The sequence below is a fragment of the Mixta mediterraneensis genome (assembly GCF_030283135.1).
Lineage (GTDB): Bacteria > Pseudomonadota > Gammaproteobacteria > Enterobacterales > Enterobacteriaceae > Pantoea > Pantoea mediterraneensis.
Window position 1 is genome coordinate 33,534 of sequence record NZ_JASUAZ010000017.1, and the last position, 16,589, is coordinate 50,122.

The 16,589-nt window shown below is 50.7% G+C and carries 15 protein-coding genes; 8 read left to right on the forward strand and 7 right to left on the reverse strand.

Annotated features, from left to right (window positions below; translation table 11 throughout):
• Nucleotides 1–151 precede the first annotated feature (151 nt).
• From QRY16_RS12085 to QRY16_RS12105, 5 genes are all read right to left on the reverse strand, one after another.
• On the reverse strand, nt 152–1,024 hold the full coding sequence (locus tag QRY16_RS12085; protein ID WP_289776744.1) for a DeoR/GlpR family DNA-binding transcription regulator: 873 nt from the start codon (nt 1,022–1,024) through the stop codon (nt 152–154).
• A gap of 129 nt (nt 1,025–1,153) precedes the next feature.
• Nucleotides 1,154–2,104, reverse strand: a complete 951-nt coding sequence (locus tag QRY16_RS12090) for a D-ribose ABC transporter substrate-binding protein (protein ID WP_289776745.1) — start codon at nt 2,102–2,104, stop codon at nt 1,154–1,156.
• A 64-nt stretch (nt 2,105–2,168) separates the two neighbouring features.
• Nucleotides 2,169–3,227 carry an ABC transporter permease gene (locus QRY16_RS12095; protein WP_289776746.1) on the reverse strand — a complete coding sequence of 353 codons (1,059 nt, stop codon included), beginning with the start codon at nt 3,225–3,227 and terminating at the stop codon, nt 2,169–2,171.
• Nucleotides 3,228–3,250: 23 nt separating this feature from the next.
• The gene (locus QRY16_RS12100) at nt 3,251–4,789 is read right to left on the reverse strand and encodes a sugar ABC transporter ATP-binding protein (RefSeq protein ID WP_289776747.1); all 1,539 of its coding nucleotides are present in this window, start codon (nt 4,787–4,789) and stop codon (nt 3,251–3,253) included.
• Nucleotides 4,786–5,439: a DUF2291 family protein gene (locus tag QRY16_RS12105; RefSeq protein WP_289776748.1), complete on the reverse strand. Its 654-nt coding sequence runs from the start codon at nt 5,437–5,439 to the stop codon at nt 4,786–4,788. Before QRY16_RS12105 ends, QRY16_RS12100 begins: the two co-directional genes overlap by 4 nt.
• A 465-nt stretch (nt 5,440–5,904) precedes the next feature.
• Here QRY16_RS12105 and QRY16_RS12110 point away from each other — a divergent pair, with 465 nt between their 5' ends.
• Genes QRY16_RS12110 through QRY16_RS12130 form a run of 5 tightly spaced genes read left to right on the forward strand, consistent with a single transcriptional unit; the run spans nt 5,905 to nt 11,422 of the window.
• Nucleotides 5,905–7,464 (forward strand): FGGY-family carbohydrate kinase, encoded by a 1,560-nt coding sequence (locus QRY16_RS12110; RefSeq protein WP_289776749.1) that lies wholly within the window; start codon nt 5,905–5,907, stop codon nt 7,462–7,464.
• Between the two features lie 44 nt (nt 7,465–7,508).
• Entirely contained in the window at nt 7,509–9,044 is a 1,536-nt protein-coding gene (locus QRY16_RS12115; RefSeq protein ID WP_289776750.1) for a glycerol-3-phosphate dehydrogenase, read from the forward strand.
• Nucleotides 9,045–9,054: 10 nt separating this feature from the next.
• A complete protein-coding gene (locus tag QRY16_RS12120; protein ID WP_289776751.1) occupies nt 9,055–9,993 on the forward strand; it encodes a sugar phosphate isomerase/epimerase family protein in 939 nt (312 codons plus the stop codon).
• A 30-nt stretch (nt 9,994–10,023) separates the two neighbouring features.
• Nucleotides 10,024–10,458, forward strand: a complete 435-nt coding sequence (locus QRY16_RS12125; protein WP_289776752.1) for a 6,7-dimethyl-8-ribityllumazine synthase — start codon at nt 10,024–10,026, stop codon at nt 10,456–10,458.
• 7 nt (nt 10,459–10,465) lie between these two features.
• A complete protein-coding gene (locus QRY16_RS12130; RefSeq protein ID WP_193406206.1) occupies nt 10,466–11,422 on the forward strand; it encodes a sugar-binding transcriptional regulator in 957 nt (318 codons plus the stop codon).
• 207 nt (nt 11,423–11,629) lie between these two features.
• Here the strand turns inward: QRY16_RS12130 and QRY16_RS12135 are convergent, their stop codons facing one another.
• Nucleotides 11,630–12,025 (reverse strand): hypothetical protein, encoded by a 396-nt coding sequence (locus QRY16_RS12135; RefSeq protein WP_193406207.1) that lies wholly within the window; start codon nt 12,023–12,025, stop codon nt 11,630–11,632.
• A 597-nt stretch (nt 12,026–12,622) separates the two neighbouring features.
• Between QRY16_RS12135 and QRY16_RS12140 the strand changes: the two genes are divergently transcribed.
• From QRY16_RS12140 to QRY16_RS12150, 3 genes are all read left to right on the forward strand, one after another.
• Nucleotides 12,623–13,897: a Glu/Leu/Phe/Val family dehydrogenase gene (locus tag QRY16_RS12140; protein ID WP_289776753.1), complete on the forward strand. Its 1,275-nt coding sequence runs from the start codon at nt 12,623–12,625 to the stop codon at nt 13,895–13,897.
• A 246-nt stretch (nt 13,898–14,143) separates the two neighbouring features.
• Nucleotides 14,144–14,626, forward strand: coding sequence for a heme-degrading domain-containing protein (locus tag QRY16_RS12145; RefSeq protein ID WP_289776754.1), 483 nt, complete (start codon nt 14,144–14,146; stop codon nt 14,624–14,626).
• A gap of 359 nt (nt 14,627–14,985) precedes the next feature.
• Nucleotides 14,986–16,104: a Fic family protein gene (locus tag QRY16_RS12150; protein ID WP_289776755.1), complete on the forward strand. Its 1,119-nt coding sequence runs from the start codon at nt 14,986–14,988 to the stop codon at nt 16,102–16,104.
• Between the two features lie 79 nt (nt 16,105–16,183).
• Here the strand turns inward: QRY16_RS12150 and QRY16_RS12155 are convergent, their stop codons facing one another.
• Nucleotides 16,184–16,501 carry a YebG family protein gene (locus tag QRY16_RS12155; RefSeq protein ID WP_289776756.1) on the reverse strand — a complete coding sequence of 106 codons (318 nt, stop codon included), beginning with the start codon at nt 16,499–16,501 and terminating at the stop codon, nt 16,184–16,186.
• Between the last annotated feature and the right edge of the window lie 88 nt (nt 16,502–16,589).

Consider the following 16,589-nt stretch of genomic DNA (forward strand, 5'->3'; position numbering starts at 1 on the left):
GAAATAGTATACAAATACCTGTTCAAATATCCAGTATTTATTTTAATCAATTTCGTAACCCGGAACGGTTACGCGCAAAAAACATTACCAGGGGCGTGCATCTTGCTGTCAGCTCTGCCTGTTGTGTCCTTCGCCTGCGAAAAGATGATGACTAAAAGTCATTCATTGATCTACTCACGCCGGGCAATTTCATTGGCGCAACGACGACATTAACTCCTAAGTCCTGCAGGCGATGTAAAACGGGAACCGCTGTACCCTGGTTAACAATTACGGCATCGAATTCATTAAGATGGGCAAAGCTATGCAGCGCCCGACGTTCAAATTTGGTGTTATCCATCATTAATATACGTTTCTGCGCAGCGTCAAACATTGCGCGTTTAGTTTCGACCGTTTCTGCCGACTGGTGGAACACGGTGTCGTCAATGATTGCGGACATGCTGACGAAAAACATATCGGCGCGCAGACTGGCAATTTCATTGCGCGTCATGCGGCCCATAAAGGCATTACACCAGTTATGAAACTGGCCACCCAGACCCAGCAGGGTAATATCGCGCACATTTTTTAATTCGCTCATCAGCGTCAGCGAATTAGTGATAACGGTTAAAGGCGCTTTGGCGGGAAGAAGACGTGCCATTTGCAGGACAGTGGTGGAATCATCCAGAAAGATGGCCTGCCCGGTTTCCAGATAACTTGCTGCTATCTCCGCTATCGCTTGTTTTTCCTCCAGCTGCCGCGTTGCGCGATAAATATCGCTGGATTCCACCAGGCTGGTAGGTGTAGCAGAAACCACGCCGCGTGATTTATGCAGTAATCCACGCTCCACCATTTCATCAATGTCGCGGTGGGCGGTCATCAGGCTAATACCGAAGCGCTCAGTAATATCTTCAATGCGGATCGCACCTTCTGCCATTACGGCCTCTGCAATCAACTGGCGTCGCGCCAGCTGCCGCGCCTGTCGGCTGTCACTCGGTAAAGTTTCTGCCATGAATACGCCGAGAGAATTTTCTTGCAGGTTTTGCGCCATATATCATCCGAGATTACGAGAGAAAAATGCTATTTCGGTGCTAATTACACCGCCGAAACGACTATTTAGCAAATAGTGATGCGCGATAAAAAAAGGGCGCCGCAGCGCCCAATAACATCGTTCGCACAATTACTCAGATAAAACAAAAGGTGAAACAAACTTGTTGGCGTTTTCTTTGGTAATCAACACGCAGTCAAATAATTGTTTCTCTGCGGGTGCACCGGTTTTACCCGTTTTGAGGAAGCTGTCAGCCTGCTCAACCGCTTTCTGCGCAAACTGCGCGACCGGCTGCATCACGGTATAGGCCAGCGTACCGGCTTTCACAGCATCCACCGCATCCGGGGAGCCATCAAAACCGCCAACTTTTACCTGATTCAGTTTGCCCGCTTCTTTCAGGGCGGCGATAGCACCTAGCGCCATTTCGTCGTTACCGCTGATCACTCCTTTGATATTGGGATTGGCCTGTAACAGCGATTGCATTTTGTTAAAGCCTTGCGTCCGATCCCAGTTCGCCACTTCTTTACCAACCTTTTTCAGATTTGGATATTGTGACAATACCGTTTCAAAACCGTTGGCACGCGTAGCGGCATTGTTATCTGAAGGCGGGCCAACCAGCTCAACATAATTGGCGCTGTCACCGACCTGTTTTACCCATTCCATCGCACCTACAGCTGCACCTTGTGCGTTATTAGACACTAACTGCGCTTTTGCCAGGCCACTTTGGTTTAGCTCGGCATTGATCACAAATACCGGAATGTGAGCAGCAATAGCTTTTTTAACCGAGCCGATAGAACCGTCGGCGTTCGCCGGATCCAGAATGATAGCTTTAGACTTATTGGTGATCGCAGTATCAATTAGCTGGCTCTCAGTATTGGTATCCCCCTTATGGGCGCTAACTTTGGCGCTGTAGCCCAGCTTTTCCGCCGCTTTCTGGGCAACCTGCCCTTCGGCCAGCCAGTAAGGGTTGGAAGGATCGTTAACGATAATGGTCATCAAGCCATTATCTGCCCAGGTGGGTGTTGCAAATACTGTTGCAGCGGCGGCGGCGGCCAGAATGAAACGCTTGCTGTTAATGAACATATTGTTGCTCCGTTATTATTGGGGGTACAGGTTTACGGGTTCACTCCCGCGCAGGGAGCGAAATTTATCGTCCGCGCCGACCGTATTGCAGCGTGTTAAGCAACACGGCCAGCACAATGACCGCGCCAGTAAATACCGTCTGCCAGTAAGCAGAAACACCGATAATCACCAGACCATCAGAGAGAAAACCGATGACGAATGCGCCGAGCAGTGTGCCGCGCACATTGCCGCGTCCTCCCGTCAATGCTGCGCCACCGATTACCACGGCAGCTATTGCCGTCAGTTCATAAGTTGTACCCGCCGTTGGACCGGCTGACGTAAGCTGAGAAGAAAGCACCAACCCAGCCATCGCAGCGCAAATGCCCGAAAGCACGTAAACGCTAACCTTGATGCGTTTAACCGGCACGCCGGACAGATCCGCCGCGCGTTCATTACCGCCCGAGGCATACAGCCAGCGGCCAAAAGCTGAACGGCTGAGCAAGAAGCCACAGGCCAGCGCAACCACACCGAGTACCAGAACACCCACCGGAATGTTGAAAATACGATTGAATCCCAGCCAGTCGAATCCCGTATTGCCCAGCGCTTCGCTGCCCGACAATTTGTTGTAAGTCAGGCCATTCGTCATCAGCAGCGCAACGCCGCGTGCGACATACAGCGAACCCAGGGTGGCAACAAAGGCCGGTACGCGACACCATGCGATCAGGATCCCGTTCACTAATCCCACCAGCGCGCCCATTGCCAGCGTTAGAACGGCAACCGCCCACACCGGCAGATAAAGCACCACGCCCAGCGCTTCCAGATTAATGCCTTGCATCAAAAAACCCGCGAAAACGCCTGCCAGGCCGAGCGTTGAGCCAACCGAAAGATCAATGCCGCCATTCAAAATAACCAGCAACATGCCAATGGCAGGTAAGCCAAAAATGGCTACATGTGACGCCATAGTGAGAAAGTTGGCACCGGTAAAATAGTTTGGTGAAAGAAAAGAAAAGGTTGCGATAATAATCAATAAGGCGATGAAGGCGCGCCCTTCAAGCAGCAGGTGTGCCACATTCATGCCTTTTGACGCATTCGCTTTTTTGGCGACGGGCGGCGTTGCGCTCAGCGTCTGGCTTCTGTCTGTCATGTTTTTTGCTCCGTTTTTCATCGTCATGCCACCAGAGATTCGCCCGAGGCGGCCATAATGCGTTCTTTGGTTACGCTGGAATCGAAGATGGCTGAGATCCGCCCTTTGCTCATCACCACAATACGATGGGCAATACTCAGGCATTCGCCGACTTCGGAAGTGGTATAGATCACCGCTAAGCCCTTTTTGGCGTTGTCAGCCAGCAGACGAAACACTTCGGCTTTAGCGCCAATATCAATACCGCGGCTGGGTTCATCCAACAGAATGATTTTGGGACGAGTCGCGAGCATTTTGCCGATCACCACTTTCTGTTGGTTACCACCGGAAAGCGAACCAATCGCGGCCTCACCACCGGCGGTTTTCACCGTGACGTTGCGGATGCCGTCGTTGATGAGCTGTTTTTCACGACGCGTTGAAAGTATCAGCCCACGTACGAAGTCGCTGATACTGGCAAGAGAAAGGTTTTCACCGACGGTCATGGTCTGGACCAAACCGTCGCGTTGGCGATCTTCAGGCACCAGCGCCAACCCCCCTGCGATACGCTGTGAAATTGACAGGCTGGAAACATCGTCATTTTCTAAAAGAATGCTGCCGCTGGACTGGTGTAAACGTCCCGCCACGCATTCCATCAATTCAGTGCGACCTGCGCCCATTAAGCCGTAAATGCAGACGATTTCCCCGGCGCGAACATTAAGAGAAACGTTGTCCACCAATTTGATACCCGCCTCGCCTTTTACGGTCAGATCTTTGACTTCCAGCGTGGTATGTCCAAATTCGTAGCCCTGGGGTGGCGAGCCAAGCTCAAAGTGGTCGCCAACCATGTTGCGCACAATCCATTCAAGATTGATTTCATCGCGTTTGGCATACGCCGTCATTACGCCATCACGCAGCACCACCGCACGGTCGGTAATTTCCAGCGCTTCTTCAAGATGATGCGAAATATAGACAATCGCCACGCCTTGACTGGTCAGGTCGCGGATTACCTGAAACAGCACTTCAACTTCTGCTGCGCTCAAGGCAGAAGTTGGCTCATCCATAATCAGAATTTGCGAGTTCACCGATAATGCGCGTGCAATTTCAACAATTTGCTGCTGACCCAGACGCAAATTTTCAACGGGGGTTAACGGATCGATCTCTTCTTCAAGCGCCTCCATCAGATGGCGGGTAATCCGCGCTTCTTCGGCGTAATCTACCCCGCCGGGTTTCATAATTTCCCGGCCAATAAAGATGTTGTCGCGGACGTTCATGTTTGGGGCAAGGTTAAGTTCCTGATGAATGATTGAGATGCCACAATCGCGCGCTTCTGTGGCGGAATGAAACACCTTGTTCTCGCCATTCAGCACAATCTCTCCTGCGCTAGGGTTGATCACCCCGGAAAGGATTTTCATCAGCGTCGATTTGCCTGCGCCGTTTTCACCAAACAGCGTGGTGACTTCACCACGGCGAATTTCAAAATTGACCTCTTTCAACGCATGGGTAGAGCCATAGACTTTGCTGATGTTCCGCGCTTCAAGGATCACTTCACCTTTTAACAGCGCCGGATTAACTTTGAACTGGCTCATTTCACCTCCAGACTAACCGGGGTTACCATCCAGTTTTTGGGATTAAGCAAACGAAATACCCCAACCACCTGCACCGTTTTACCGGGTAAGGCATCACGATCCACTTTGTCTAATACCGCCTTTTTCATCGCGCGATTAATGGCAGAACCCGCATTCTGATATTCGATCTGATTAGTGAAATCGCCGAACTGGATTTTGCCGGTTGCATCACGTAAATCGGTGCCGGTAATCGCCGGCCCGGTTTGCATTCTTACCTGAATTTCTTGCGGCATATTCGCCACTTTCAACGTGTAAATGCCCATCTGTCCCTGTTCGACTACCCCTTCTAATTTGACAGGCAATACCGGTAGCGGCGCACCCACGCCATATTTTTTCGCCGCCTCTTGCTGATTAGCCAGCACTGCCTCAGCCAGCGTTTTGGCGTCAACCGCACGTGAGATGACATCTTTCTGAATATCAGGAAAGTTTTTATTGCCATACGTGTCCGGTGAAAAAGCCTGCTCCTGCACATCATTGGCAGACCCTATTTTGACCACTTTGGTATCCAGTGCCATTGCACCGATGACCGCAATAACAGCGATGCCAATGAAGGTGTAGCGCCGTAAACGGCGACGTGAAATCTGGCGCGTAAGGGTAGAGACATCGGACATAACGTTGACCTCTCAGGCTGTTTAACAAGCGATATAAACCGCCCTAAATGTTATAAATATGATAACTGCTCTGGAGAAAATTGTGCTGATATGGTTAAGTTGTCAACAGCCAGCCACGTTTTTTTTGCAGAGAGAGATCTGGATCGCTTATTTCTGCCGTATTCCGGGAATATAAATTAATCCATTGAGTTATAAACATTATTTACCAAACTCCATTTCGGTAACCTTCATTGTACCGGCGATGAAATGTGATCATCCTCGCTAAACCAACTGAAATATATTCCTTAAACCGAAAAATAATACGATTTGAGTGTTATCTCAGTGAGATGTGGTGTATGTAATTAATTATCAAAATCATCACATGTTGTTAACAGCGTTTCCCTCTCAGGAACGCAAAAAGCGGGATAGCAATGAAAAACTTTTTTCTTACCGGTAAAGGGCTACCGCAATGGCGAGGAGGCGTGCATGGATAATCGCGACATTATTCTGGGTGTGGATTCCGGCACTTCTGTGGTTAAAGCGGTAGCGTTTGATCTTGAAGGCGTGCAGCTTGACTGCGCTTCAGTACGCAACAGTTATTACCGTGGCGAAGGTGGCGCAGCACAACAATCCATGACGCAAACCTGGCAGGATGCGGTGACCGCAATCCGCAAGCTGGCCGAGCGCGTCGATAATTTATCTGAACGCGTAGTAGCCGTTGCTGTGACCGCCCAGGGCGATGGTAGCTGGCTGGTCGGGGCCAATAACCAGCCCGTTGGCGATGCCTGGATTTGGCTGGATGCGCGTGCGGCACCGACGGTTGAACGCCTGAATCAGTCTGAGCTTGCCCGCGCCCGCTTTGAAGCAACCGGAACCGGTCTGACTACTTGCCAGCAAAGTTCACAGCTTGCCCATAAGGATCGTCATTATCATGGACTGCTGGACAGTTGCGAAGTCGCGCTGCACTGCAAAGACTGGCTGTACCTGAATCTGACGGGGGTGCGCGCCACGGATCCCTCTGAAGCCAGCTACACGTTTGGTAACTTTCGCCATCAGCGTTATGACGACACCGTGATTGCTTCACTTGAACTGGAACATCGCCTCCATTTGCTACCTGAAATTATTGATGGAAGCCAAATCACGCATCCGCTCACGCCTGAAGCAGCAGCCTTAACCGGCTTACGGGCGGGTACGCCAGTCTGTCTGGGTTATGTCGATATGGCAATGACCGCGCTAGGCGCAGGCGTGCATACCGGCGAGGCCAATACGGCGTGTTCGATTGTCGGTTCAACGGGCGTACACCTGCGTGCGGCGGCGATTGAGGACGTCTGGCTCAATCCTGCTCAGACCGGCTACATTATTCCGCTGCCGTGGCCGGGTTTTGTCACCCAGGTACAGTCCAATATGGCCTCAACATTGAATCTTGACTGGTTACTCAATGTGGCAAGCGAACTGCTCAAAAGTTTTGGCTGTGAAACCGATCACGCCCGACTGGTGGAGCATATTGGCCGTTGGTTGAGTGAAGCGCAACCCGGTAGCTTGCTTTATCACCCTTATATTTCAGAAGCCGGTGAACGCGGCCCGTTTGTGAATGCTGAAGCCCGCGCCAGCTTTGTCGGGTTGAGTTACAACCATCAGTTTGGCGATATGGTTCGTGCGGTGGTTGAAGGCATTGGTATGGCAGCACGCGACTGTTATCAGGCGATGGGTGGCGCAATGCCCGGTGAGCTACGGCTTACTGGCGGTGCCATTCGTTCAGTCCAGCTTCGGCAAATATTGTCTGCCTGCGTTGGCGTGTCGGTACGGAGTAGCCGCCGTGAAGAAGCGGGCGCAGCGGGTGCTGCGATGATGGCGGCTGTCGCCATTGGTGCTTATCCAACCATGCAGCGCTGTGTTGAAACCTGGGTAACGCCTTTACTCGATACCCCTGAAGCGCCGCCATCCGAACTGGTTGCACGCTATCAACACTTATTCTCCAGCTATCAACAAATCCGCAACGATCTGCCGTCTGTCTGGCATCAACTGAAACAGTCATTCGCGGGCTGAATGTGTTTTTGGTCGAACCGGGTTCGTCCATACAGGAGTCAATAATGAGTGAAAATATTCTGGATTTATTTGTTATCGGTGGCGGCATTAATGGCGCGGGCATTGCCCGCGATGCGGCGGGTCGCGGATTAACGGTAATGATGTGTGAGAAAGACGATCTGGCGCAAGGCACTTCGTCGCGCTCTGGCAAGCTGGTGCACGGGGGGCTGCGTTATCTTGAATATTACGAATTCCGCTTAGTACGTGAAGCGCTTATTGAACGTGAAGTGCTGCTTAATTCCGCGCCGCACATTATTTGGCCGATGCGCTTTGTATTGCCGCACAGCCCGATTGATCGCCCTGCCTGGCTGGTCCGGCTCGGCTTGTTTCTGTATGACCATCTTGGCGGTCGCCAGAAATTGCCGGGTACGCGCTCGTTAAATTTAGCGCGTGATCCGGAGGGTGCGCCGTTGCTGGATCAGTATCAAAAAGGCTTCGAATATTCAGATTGCTGGGTAGATGATGCGCGTCTGGTCACGCTCAACGCCCTGGATGCCGCCGAACGCGGCGCAACCATTTTACTGCGCACGCGCTGCCTTGCTGCAACCAGAAAAGACGGCAAGTGGGAAATTACGTTGCAAGATGAAGCCAGCGGAGAGCAGCGTACCGTGTTAGCGCGCGTGTTGGTCAATGCAGCCGGACCCTGGGTGTTGGACATCGTTAACCAGGTGACCCATACCCGCAGCAACCGCAGCGTGCGTCTGGTGAAGGGTTCGCACATTATTGTGCCTAAGTTCTGGGAAGGTCAGCAGGCATATTTGGTACAGAACAAGGATAAGCGCGTCATTTTTATCAATCCGTATGAAGGCGACAAAGCGCTGATCGGCACCACGGATATTCCGTGGGAAGGCAAAGCCGAAGCGGTGACCGCTGATGATAGCGAACAGCAATACCTTATTGATGTGGTTAACCGTTATTTCAAAGTGAAACTTACGCCGGGCGATGTCATAACCCGTTTTTCCGGCGTACGACCGCTGTTTGATGACGGTAAAGGCAACCCGTCGGCGGTGACGCGCGACTATGTGTTTGATCTCGACGATCAGCAAAACGCCCCGCTGCTCCACGTATTTGGCGGTAAAATTACCACATTCCGCAAACTGGCCGAACACGCGCTGCAAAAGCTGGCGCCTTTCTTCCCAACGATGGGACCAGACTGGACGCGCAGCGCCACCTTGCCCGGCGGCGAAATCGCTAACGCCGACTTCTACAGTTTTCTGCAGCAGGTTAAATCCCAGTATCCCTGGCTTCCTCAGCCGCTACGTAAACATTATGCACGTCTGTACGGTGCCCGCTTAATGCAGCTTTTAGGAAATGCCAGTGAACTGGCTGATTTAGGACGTCACTTTGGCGGCCTTCTATATGAAATCGAAGTCCGTTATCTGGTTGAGAAAGAGTGGGCACAGCAGGCAGAAGATGTGATTTGGCGGCGCACCAAACATAAATTACATCTGAGTGAAGAACAGCAGCAGGCATTTACGCAATGGTTTGATGCCACGTTCGTCACCATACCACCTCAGCCTCTACGCGCGCACGCAGGATAAGGAGAGACTCATGCCGTTAACGCTTTCTCTGAATACTAATCCTCTGGTTAACCGCTTCGCTGATCCGGAAGATTTGATTTATACCGTCGCGCAGCAAATTCGCATTCGCGACCTGCAGCTCACGCATGAATTTATTAATCCTTCCTGGGCCGCGCCAACGATTACGCAAATGGCGCGCCGGATGAAAAAGGCGATGAGCGAAACCGGTGTATGTGTCACCTCTGGTATGACCGGGCCTTATGGCCGGCTGAATCATTTCGGGCATCCCGATGCGGATGTGCGGCGCTATTACATTAACTGGTTTAAAACTTTTGCCGATATTACGGCTGAACTTGGTGGCAAAGCGATAGGATCACAGTTCGCCATTTTTACCTATAAAGATTTTAATGACGTCACGCGACGTGAAGAGCTGATAGTCATCGCAATTGACTGCTGGGCAGAGGTCGCCCAGCACGCCAAATCGGCGGGCCTGGAGTATTTATTTTGGGAACCGATGAGCATAGGGCGTGAATTCGGCGAAACGATCCCGGCGAGTCTGGCATTGCAACAGCGCTTAAGCCAGGCGCCTTTGGCATTGCCAATGTGGATGATGGCCGATATTGATCACGGCGATGTAACGTCTGACGATCCGCGCGACTACGATCCCTATGCCTGGGCTGAAGCCGTGCCGCGCTATTCACCCATTCTCCATATAAAACAAAGTATGATGGATAAAGGCGGCCACAGACCCTTTACATTACAGTATAATGCAGCCGGTCGAATCCAACCGGCTCCGCTACTTGAAGCATTAGCTAAAGGCGGTGCGCAGAATAATGAGATTTGCCTGGAGTTAAGCTTTAAAGAACGCGAGCCCACCGACAGTCAGGTGGTCGCAGATATTGCCGAGAGCGTTGCCTTCTGGGCCGATCATATTGATTCGGGGGTACAGGATCTCCATTTGGTCCGCTAACCCGTTATGTCACTTTTACTGGAGTAAGTCATGCAGCCGTTGAAAGTCGCCTTTATCAAAGCAAACTGGCACAGCGAAATCGTTTTTCAGGCCCTGGTTGGGTTTGAGCAGGAACTTGAAAGCCGTGGAACGTCATTCGAGATTAAAACGTGGGACGTTCCGGGCGCTTTTGAAATGCCGCTGCTGGCTCAACGGCTGGCGCAAACGGGTAAGTTCGATGCCATTGTCTGTGCTGCGCTGGTGGTTGATGGCGGCATTTACCGTCACGACTTCGTTGCACAAGCAGTCGTAAGCGGACTGATGCAGGCGCAGCTGACCACCAACGTGCCGGTCTTTTCTGTGTCACTGACGCCACATAACTTCCAGCCAGCCGATGAGTTCATCAATTTCTATACCGAACATTTCGTGAAGAAAGGCAAAGAAGCCGCTCGCGCTGTAAGCCAAATTCACGCACTGGCTATCTGATTTTTTTATGAAGTCTCCCGTTTCCACTGACAGCGATGAGTCGCTCGCCATCCGCGCGGCCTGGTTGCATTATGTCGGCGGTTATACGCAGGCTGACGTAGCAAAGCGCCTTGGGCTGCCTTCGGTTAAAACCCATCGATTAATTGCGCGAGTGGTAGCAGAAGGCGCTGTAAAAGTTTCGATTGACGGCGATATTGTCGCTTGTGTGGAGCTGGAGAACCAGCTGCGTGAACGTCACGGGCTGCGCTTTTGCCGTGTTGCTCCAGATCTGGGCGAAGCAGGATTGCCGGTGCGTGCGCTGGGTATGGCTGGAGCAGATTACCTGCGCAACCTGCTCAGTTCCGCGCAATCAACTACGCTGGGTTTAGGGCATGGACGGACCCTCTCTGCCGCCATTCATCAGTTACCGCGGCTTGATGCGCAACATATCCGCTTCGTCTCGTTGCTGGGATGCCTGACGCGTCATTACGCCCTCAATCCACACGATGTTATGCACCGCATTGCCGAAAAAACCGGTGCGCAGGCGTATATGATGCCAGTGCCTTTTTTTGCTAATACCGAAGAAGATCGCGACGTATTGCTGGCTCAACGCGGCGTCAGCGAAGTATTTGCGATGGCGGCCCAAAGCGAAGTGAAACTGGTGGGAATCGGAACAGTGGAGCCGGCCGCACAGCTGGTAGAAGCCGGCATGATAGAAGAGACGGAAATTCGAGATATTTCAGCGTCCGGTGGTGTGGGAGAATTGCTCGGTCATTTTTTTGATGCCCGTGGGCAGATGATCCATAACAGTCTGACCGCCCGTACGCTGGCTGTTTCGTTTGATATTCGCCGCCGTGATGAGATTGTTGCGCTGGCGGGAGGCATATCGAAAATCCCGGCTATCCGTGCGGTATTGGCCAGCGGGCTGCTCACCGGTTTGATTACTGATGAGCTGACGGCACAAACATTGTTAGCTGCGCTCTGATCCACAACCAGTTCTGCAAATTTTTTCAAAACCTAAAAAAACGATTTTCTAAATCGCGCAGAATCAGCACAAAACGTCCTCCGGTTGTCTTAGGGAGATGTCATCTCTCTGCCCGCCAAATCACTATAGGCATCACTGAATAAGCCGTGCTGAAGCATCACTAAGACTTCAATCCGGCGCATCGCAACGCGCCGAATTTAAATTTACTTAGCCCTGCTCGCCGTTGCTCTCGGCAAAGGTAGCTTTATTACGCGTAACCGAATAGGCTACTTTTTTTACGCTTTCCGGCGAAGTTGTGATTTCAACTGGCGCAATAGTGACACGCCCCAGGCCAAACAGGGTCGGGACATAGCCGCCGACGGTGTGTTTACCCGCCGGGACATAGATCAATTTACTTTCACCGTTAAGCAATTCGCCAGCGTCCTTGCCGTCAACCGTCAGGTAGACATTTGAGCCATCATCCGCGCGCGTCATTATGTGTGAGACATCGATTTGTGTTGGACCAGCAGCGAATTCATTTGGTGCATCTTCTGATGAATGCTTAGCGCATCCCGCCAACAGAGTGGCGGCCGTGATAGCGGCGAGTATAAAACGATAACGCATTATGACTGTCTTTCTCCGTAACATATGAACTGTCTATTTTAGCGCTTTTAAAAAAGGATAAAAGTACAGCCTGCTTCGGCATGCTCTTAAAATTTGGCTTATAGCGTTATGATTTTGTAAAAGTTAATGAAGGAAGCACTGCTTTAGTGAAAGATCGGTTAATGCGGTGTTCGCTCCATTACTCAGTATTTATACCGCCCCTACTGGCTCATAACATACTCTGGCAAACTTAAATAAACATTAGTTAAACTAATCCGTAATTTAACTTATCTAATGCAGCGCATTGGTGCAACAAAGTCAATGCAGCGAATAAACAATTCCTTCACTTTTTGAACACCCTCAAATATTCACAAATTAATAATAATCTTTGTTTATGCATATTTTATGCAAAATTCAGCGGTTTTATGCAGCAATATTTGCATAGATATTTAGATAATTATTCATTTAATTCTTTTCTTAATGATCCTGACGGCACGGCATACCACCCGGCAGCAATACATATTTTTTTCAGCAGTGATAAATTATGTCGGCGCGGTTGATTGCGCTCTCTATCCACGTCTCTACACAATAAATATCTTCATTAAGAAAGGTTTTTCTATGGATAAGTTATCTTACGCGTCTGAAAGTAGCACATCTGCCTGGTCAACCTACCTGCAACAAATTGACCGTGTTACGCCCTACCTTGGCGATCTTTCACGTTGGATAGATACATTGCGACATCCTAAACGTGCCCTGATTGTTGATATTCCTTTGCAGATGGACGATGGATCTATCCGGCATTTTGAAGGGTATCGTGTTCAGCACAACCTTTCACGCGGTCCGGGTAAAGGGGGCATTCGTTATCATCCCGACGTTGATCTCAACGAGGTGATGGCGCTTTCAGCATGGATGACGATTAAATGCGCAGCAGTGAATTTACCGTATGGCGGTGCAAAAGGCGGCATTCGTGTCGATCCGTTTACGTTATCGGAAGGCGAACTGGAGCGCCTGACCCGTCGTTATACCAGTGAAATCGGCGTTATCATTGGGCCGCAAAAAGACATTCCCGCGCCGGATGTTGGCACTAACGGCAAAGTTATGGCATGGATGATGGATACCTATTCCATGAACATCGGCACCACCGTTACCGGCGTGGTGACGGGGAAACCGATCCATCTTGGTGGCTCGCTGGGACGTGAAAAAGCCACCGGTCGCGGCGTATTTATTACCGGACGCGAAGTAGCCCGCCGTGCGGGGATTGCCATTAAAGGCGCACGCGTGGCGGTTCAGGGATTTGGTAATGTCGGCAGCGAGGCGGCACGTTTATTTGATGAAGCAGGTGCGCGCGGGGTGGTCATTCAGGATCACACCGCAACGCTGTTCAATGCCGATGGCATAGACATGACTGCGCTGACGCAATGGCAGATTGAACATAAGCAAATCGCGGGTTTTGAAGGCGCCCAGCCAATCGAGAAAGAAGCCTTCTGGACTACTGAGATGGACATCTTAATCCCGGCGGCACTTGAAGGCCAGATTACCCGTGAACGTGCAGAAGCCCTGGGCTGCAAACTGGTGCTGGAAGGTGCAAACGGCCCAACCTATCCTGACGCGGATGACATGCTGGCGAAGCGTGGCATCATTGTCGTACCGGATGTGATATGCAACGCAGGCGGCGTCACTGTGAGCTACTTTGAATGGGTGCAGGATATGGCCAGCTTCTTTTGGAGCGAAGATGAAATCAACCAGCGCTCGGATAAGATCATGACCGACGCAATGGTTCACGTCTGGGAAAAAGCCAAAGAGAAAGAATGCTCACTACGCACCGCAGCCTATATCGTAGCCTGTGAACGTATTTTAATGGCGCGTAAAGATCGCGGCATCTATCCAGGCTAATCACCTCAGCGCTGCTGTTTCCGGCAGCGCTTTTCGTTTCCATAAATACGCAAAAGCAAAACAGCACGCAGCATCAGTGATGTTCACGCCTGCTATGTCACCTTCCCAGGCAATAATCAAAGCGTTTTGAAGTGAAAGATAGCGAAAAACTGAATCTGGAAGCTGTTTCGATAAATGGGTGCGGTAATTTTATTTTATTGATATGTTTATTGGAACAATAATTCCATCCAAACATGAGCGAAAAAAATGTCCCCTACCCTTACGCCGCAACTCATCCTACAACAAGAATCTGAAAGCCGTTTACCCACTTTTGATTTTCAGCTGGCATGGCAGCTCGGCCAGAACCTGCAACAGCGTGCCAGCGAACAAAACTTACCGGTTGCTATAGAAGTTTATGCCTTTGGCCAGCCACTGTTTCTCGCTGCGTTGCCGGGTTCAAGCCCAGACAATCTGGAATGGATGAAGCGTAAACGCAATTCAGTGTTGCGCTTTAGTCATGCCTCAATGTACATCGGTTTAATGAATGTGCAAAACGGCAAGCCAATGGTTCAGCAAAACTGGATTGCCCAGGATACCTTCTCCGATCATGGCGGGTCCTTTCCGCTGTTAAACGATGCTGGCGTCGTATTTGGCGCGGTTAGCGTTAGCGGTTTACCTTCAGAAGAAGATCATATGTTGGCGTTATGGGGTATTCAGCAACTTCAGCAGCACCTTAACGCGAAGAATTGACTACCGCTGTGATTAAGGGACGGGAAATTTTATCTGTCAGGTCATTTCAGTGTACCTTCCCGTCCTCTGTTACGCTTGTCGCAGAACCCGCCTGCTACTGAAGCGCTGAGGTAGCTTCTTCTGTTTTAAATACGGCTTTCAGCAAAGATTAGCTGGATAACGCCTTTCTGTTAGTGTCGGTCATTTTGCGCAGCTCACGTCACCCATCCAAAATCGGGCTTTAGCCGTCTGCTTTATTCCTCTTTGCATTTTACTTATTCACTTATGAGCCAATAATTGCCTATAATTGACTCACATAATGAGCCGAATAAGTCAGGTTATTCGGCTCAATGCAGAGGACAGAGGAGATAAGCCACATAATGGCGATACGATGGATCTGGCAACAGGCCGACTGGCCCCACTTTTACTGGCAAAATGCGCAGCTTTTGCCACGGCTGCGTCAGGTTCAGCATGTGCGTGGTATGTTGCTGGGGCGTGCCAGCCTGCATTCCGACAAAGAAGCACAAACGCTGGACACGCTACTGGCAAATATCCTTTCATCATCGGCGATTGAAGAAGAACGCATCAATGCGCAGTCAGTGCGTTCATCGCTGGCGCGGCGTCTGGGCGTTTCTGAAAAACAACCTTATCCGGTATCCGATCGCTCCGAAGGGTTGGCTGCGATGATGCTGGATGCAATTAATAACCGTGACCAGCCGCTGACATTACAACGCTTATGCCTATGGCATCACTGGTTATTTCCGGCTGATGAATGGTCAATCCACTCGTTGAGCATCGGTACATTGCGCGGTAACGAACCGATGCAGGTTGTTTCAGGCCGCATCGATCGCCCCACCATACACTTTGAAGCTCCGCCGCGTTCCGGTCTGGAAACACAGCTTGAAGCGTTCATCACATGGTTTAATCAGAGCCAGCGCGATGTTTTACTTGATCCTTTGCTACGAGCGGCAATCTGTCATTTATGGTTTGTGACGCTCCATCCATTTGATGATGGAAACGGACGCATCACGCGCGCCTTAACCGATTTGGCTTTGTCACAGGCAGACAGCCAAAGCATCCGGCTTTATGCCATGTCCTCAGCAATACTGGCTAAACGCACCGATTATTATCGTGTGCTTGAACAAACGCAGAAAGGCGATCTGGATATCACCGGCTGGCTGGTATGGTTTCTCGATATTCTGGATGAAAGTCTGCAACAGGCGATGATCGGTGTTGAACGCACGCAACAAAAAGCGCGGTTCTGGCTACATCATCAGAATGTGGGATTGAGTAAAGAGCAGGTTAAAGTCCTTAACCGCTTGCTGGATGGTGGCGAACAAGGGTTTGAGATGGGAATCAGTGCCAGCCAGTACCAGAAAGTCGCGAAAGTGAGCAAAGCAACAGCAACGCGCCACTTGACCGATTTACTGGAAAAAGGTTGTCTCTCTAAGCTGGCAGGCGGCGGACGAAGCACGCGGTATCAAATTAAAATGGAATAAACGGCTGTGGTCTTTAAATGCGCTGAAATCTATCGGAATCAAAAACGCCGAAAGCATTATCGCTACCGGCGCCTTATTATCAGGCTGCTTTAACGGCGCGCACTTTCTTGTTGCCGGTTGCGTCAGCCTCTTCTTTCACTACCGCAGTAGCGGACGTGGCTGCCGGTAGCTTGCTGGTTCGCAGAATATGCTGCACGGTATCTTTCTGCTCAGCAAGCAACAGGCCAAGGGTTTCAGCCTGCGTTTCGTCTAGCGCGGATTGATGCTGCAACAGCCAGTCGGTAAAGGCTTCAGCCATATCGAGCATTTTGTCGTAAGCATCGGCCTCTTTCTTATTGGCAAACGTCATCTTCTCTTCACCCTTTCTGACTACTACAAATTTTGTCTCGACAGTCATTTTCTCGCCTCCGATACTGTTAATATATACAGTATATCATGACGGCCGCTGTTTTTCACTGGAGAATTACAATGTAAGCAGCACAGAC

Bases quoted from the DNA above. Each gene is read 5' to 3' on its own strand.
- QRY16_RS12085 (WP_289776744.1), bottom strand. From the start codon at position 1,024: ATGGCGCAAAACCTGCAAGAAAATTCTCTCGGCGTATTCATGGCAGAA.
- QRY16_RS12090 (WP_289776745.1), bottom strand. From the start codon at position 2,104: ATGTTCATTAACAGCAAGCGTTTCATTCTGGCCGCCGCCGCCGCTGCA.
- QRY16_RS12095 (WP_289776746.1), bottom strand. From the start codon at position 3,227: ATGACAGACAGAAGCCAGACGCTGAGCGCAACGCCGCCCGTCGCCAAA.
- QRY16_RS12100 (WP_289776747.1), bottom strand. From the start codon at position 4,789: ATGAGCCAGTTCAAAGTTAATCCGGCGCTGTTAAAAGGTGAAGTGATC.
- QRY16_RS12105 (WP_289776748.1), bottom strand. From the start codon at position 5,439: ATGTCCGATGTCTCTACCCTTACGCGCCAGATTTCACGTCGCCGTTTA.
- QRY16_RS12110 (WP_289776749.1), top strand. From the start codon at position 5,905: ATGGATAATCGCGACATTATTCTGGGTGTGGATTCCGGCACTTCTGTG.
- QRY16_RS12115 (WP_289776750.1), top strand. From the start codon at position 7,509: ATGAGTGAAAATATTCTGGATTTATTTGTTATCGGTGGCGGCATTAAT.
- QRY16_RS12120 (WP_289776751.1), top strand. From the start codon at position 9,055: ATGCCGTTAACGCTTTCTCTGAATACTAATCCTCTGGTTAACCGCTTC.
- QRY16_RS12125 (WP_289776752.1), top strand. From the start codon at position 10,024: ATGCAGCCGTTGAAAGTCGCCTTTATCAAAGCAAACTGGCACAGCGAA.
- QRY16_RS12130 (WP_193406206.1), top strand. From the start codon at position 10,466: ATGAAGTCTCCCGTTTCCACTGACAGCGATGAGTCGCTCGCCATCCGC.
- QRY16_RS12135 (WP_193406207.1), bottom strand. From the start codon at position 12,025: ATGCGTTATCGTTTTATACTCGCCGCTATCACGGCCGCCACTCTGTTG.
- QRY16_RS12140 (WP_289776753.1), top strand. From the start codon at position 12,623: ATGGATAAGTTATCTTACGCGTCTGAAAGTAGCACATCTGCCTGGTCA.
- QRY16_RS12145 (WP_289776754.1), top strand. From the start codon at position 14,144: ATGTCCCCTACCCTTACGCCGCAACTCATCCTACAACAAGAATCTGAA.
- QRY16_RS12150 (WP_289776755.1), top strand. From the start codon at position 14,986: ATGGCGATACGATGGATCTGGCAACAGGCCGACTGGCCCCACTTTTAC.
- QRY16_RS12155 (WP_289776756.1), bottom strand. From the start codon at position 16,501: ATGACTGTCGAGACAAAATTTGTAGTAGTCAGAAAGGGTGAAGAGAAG.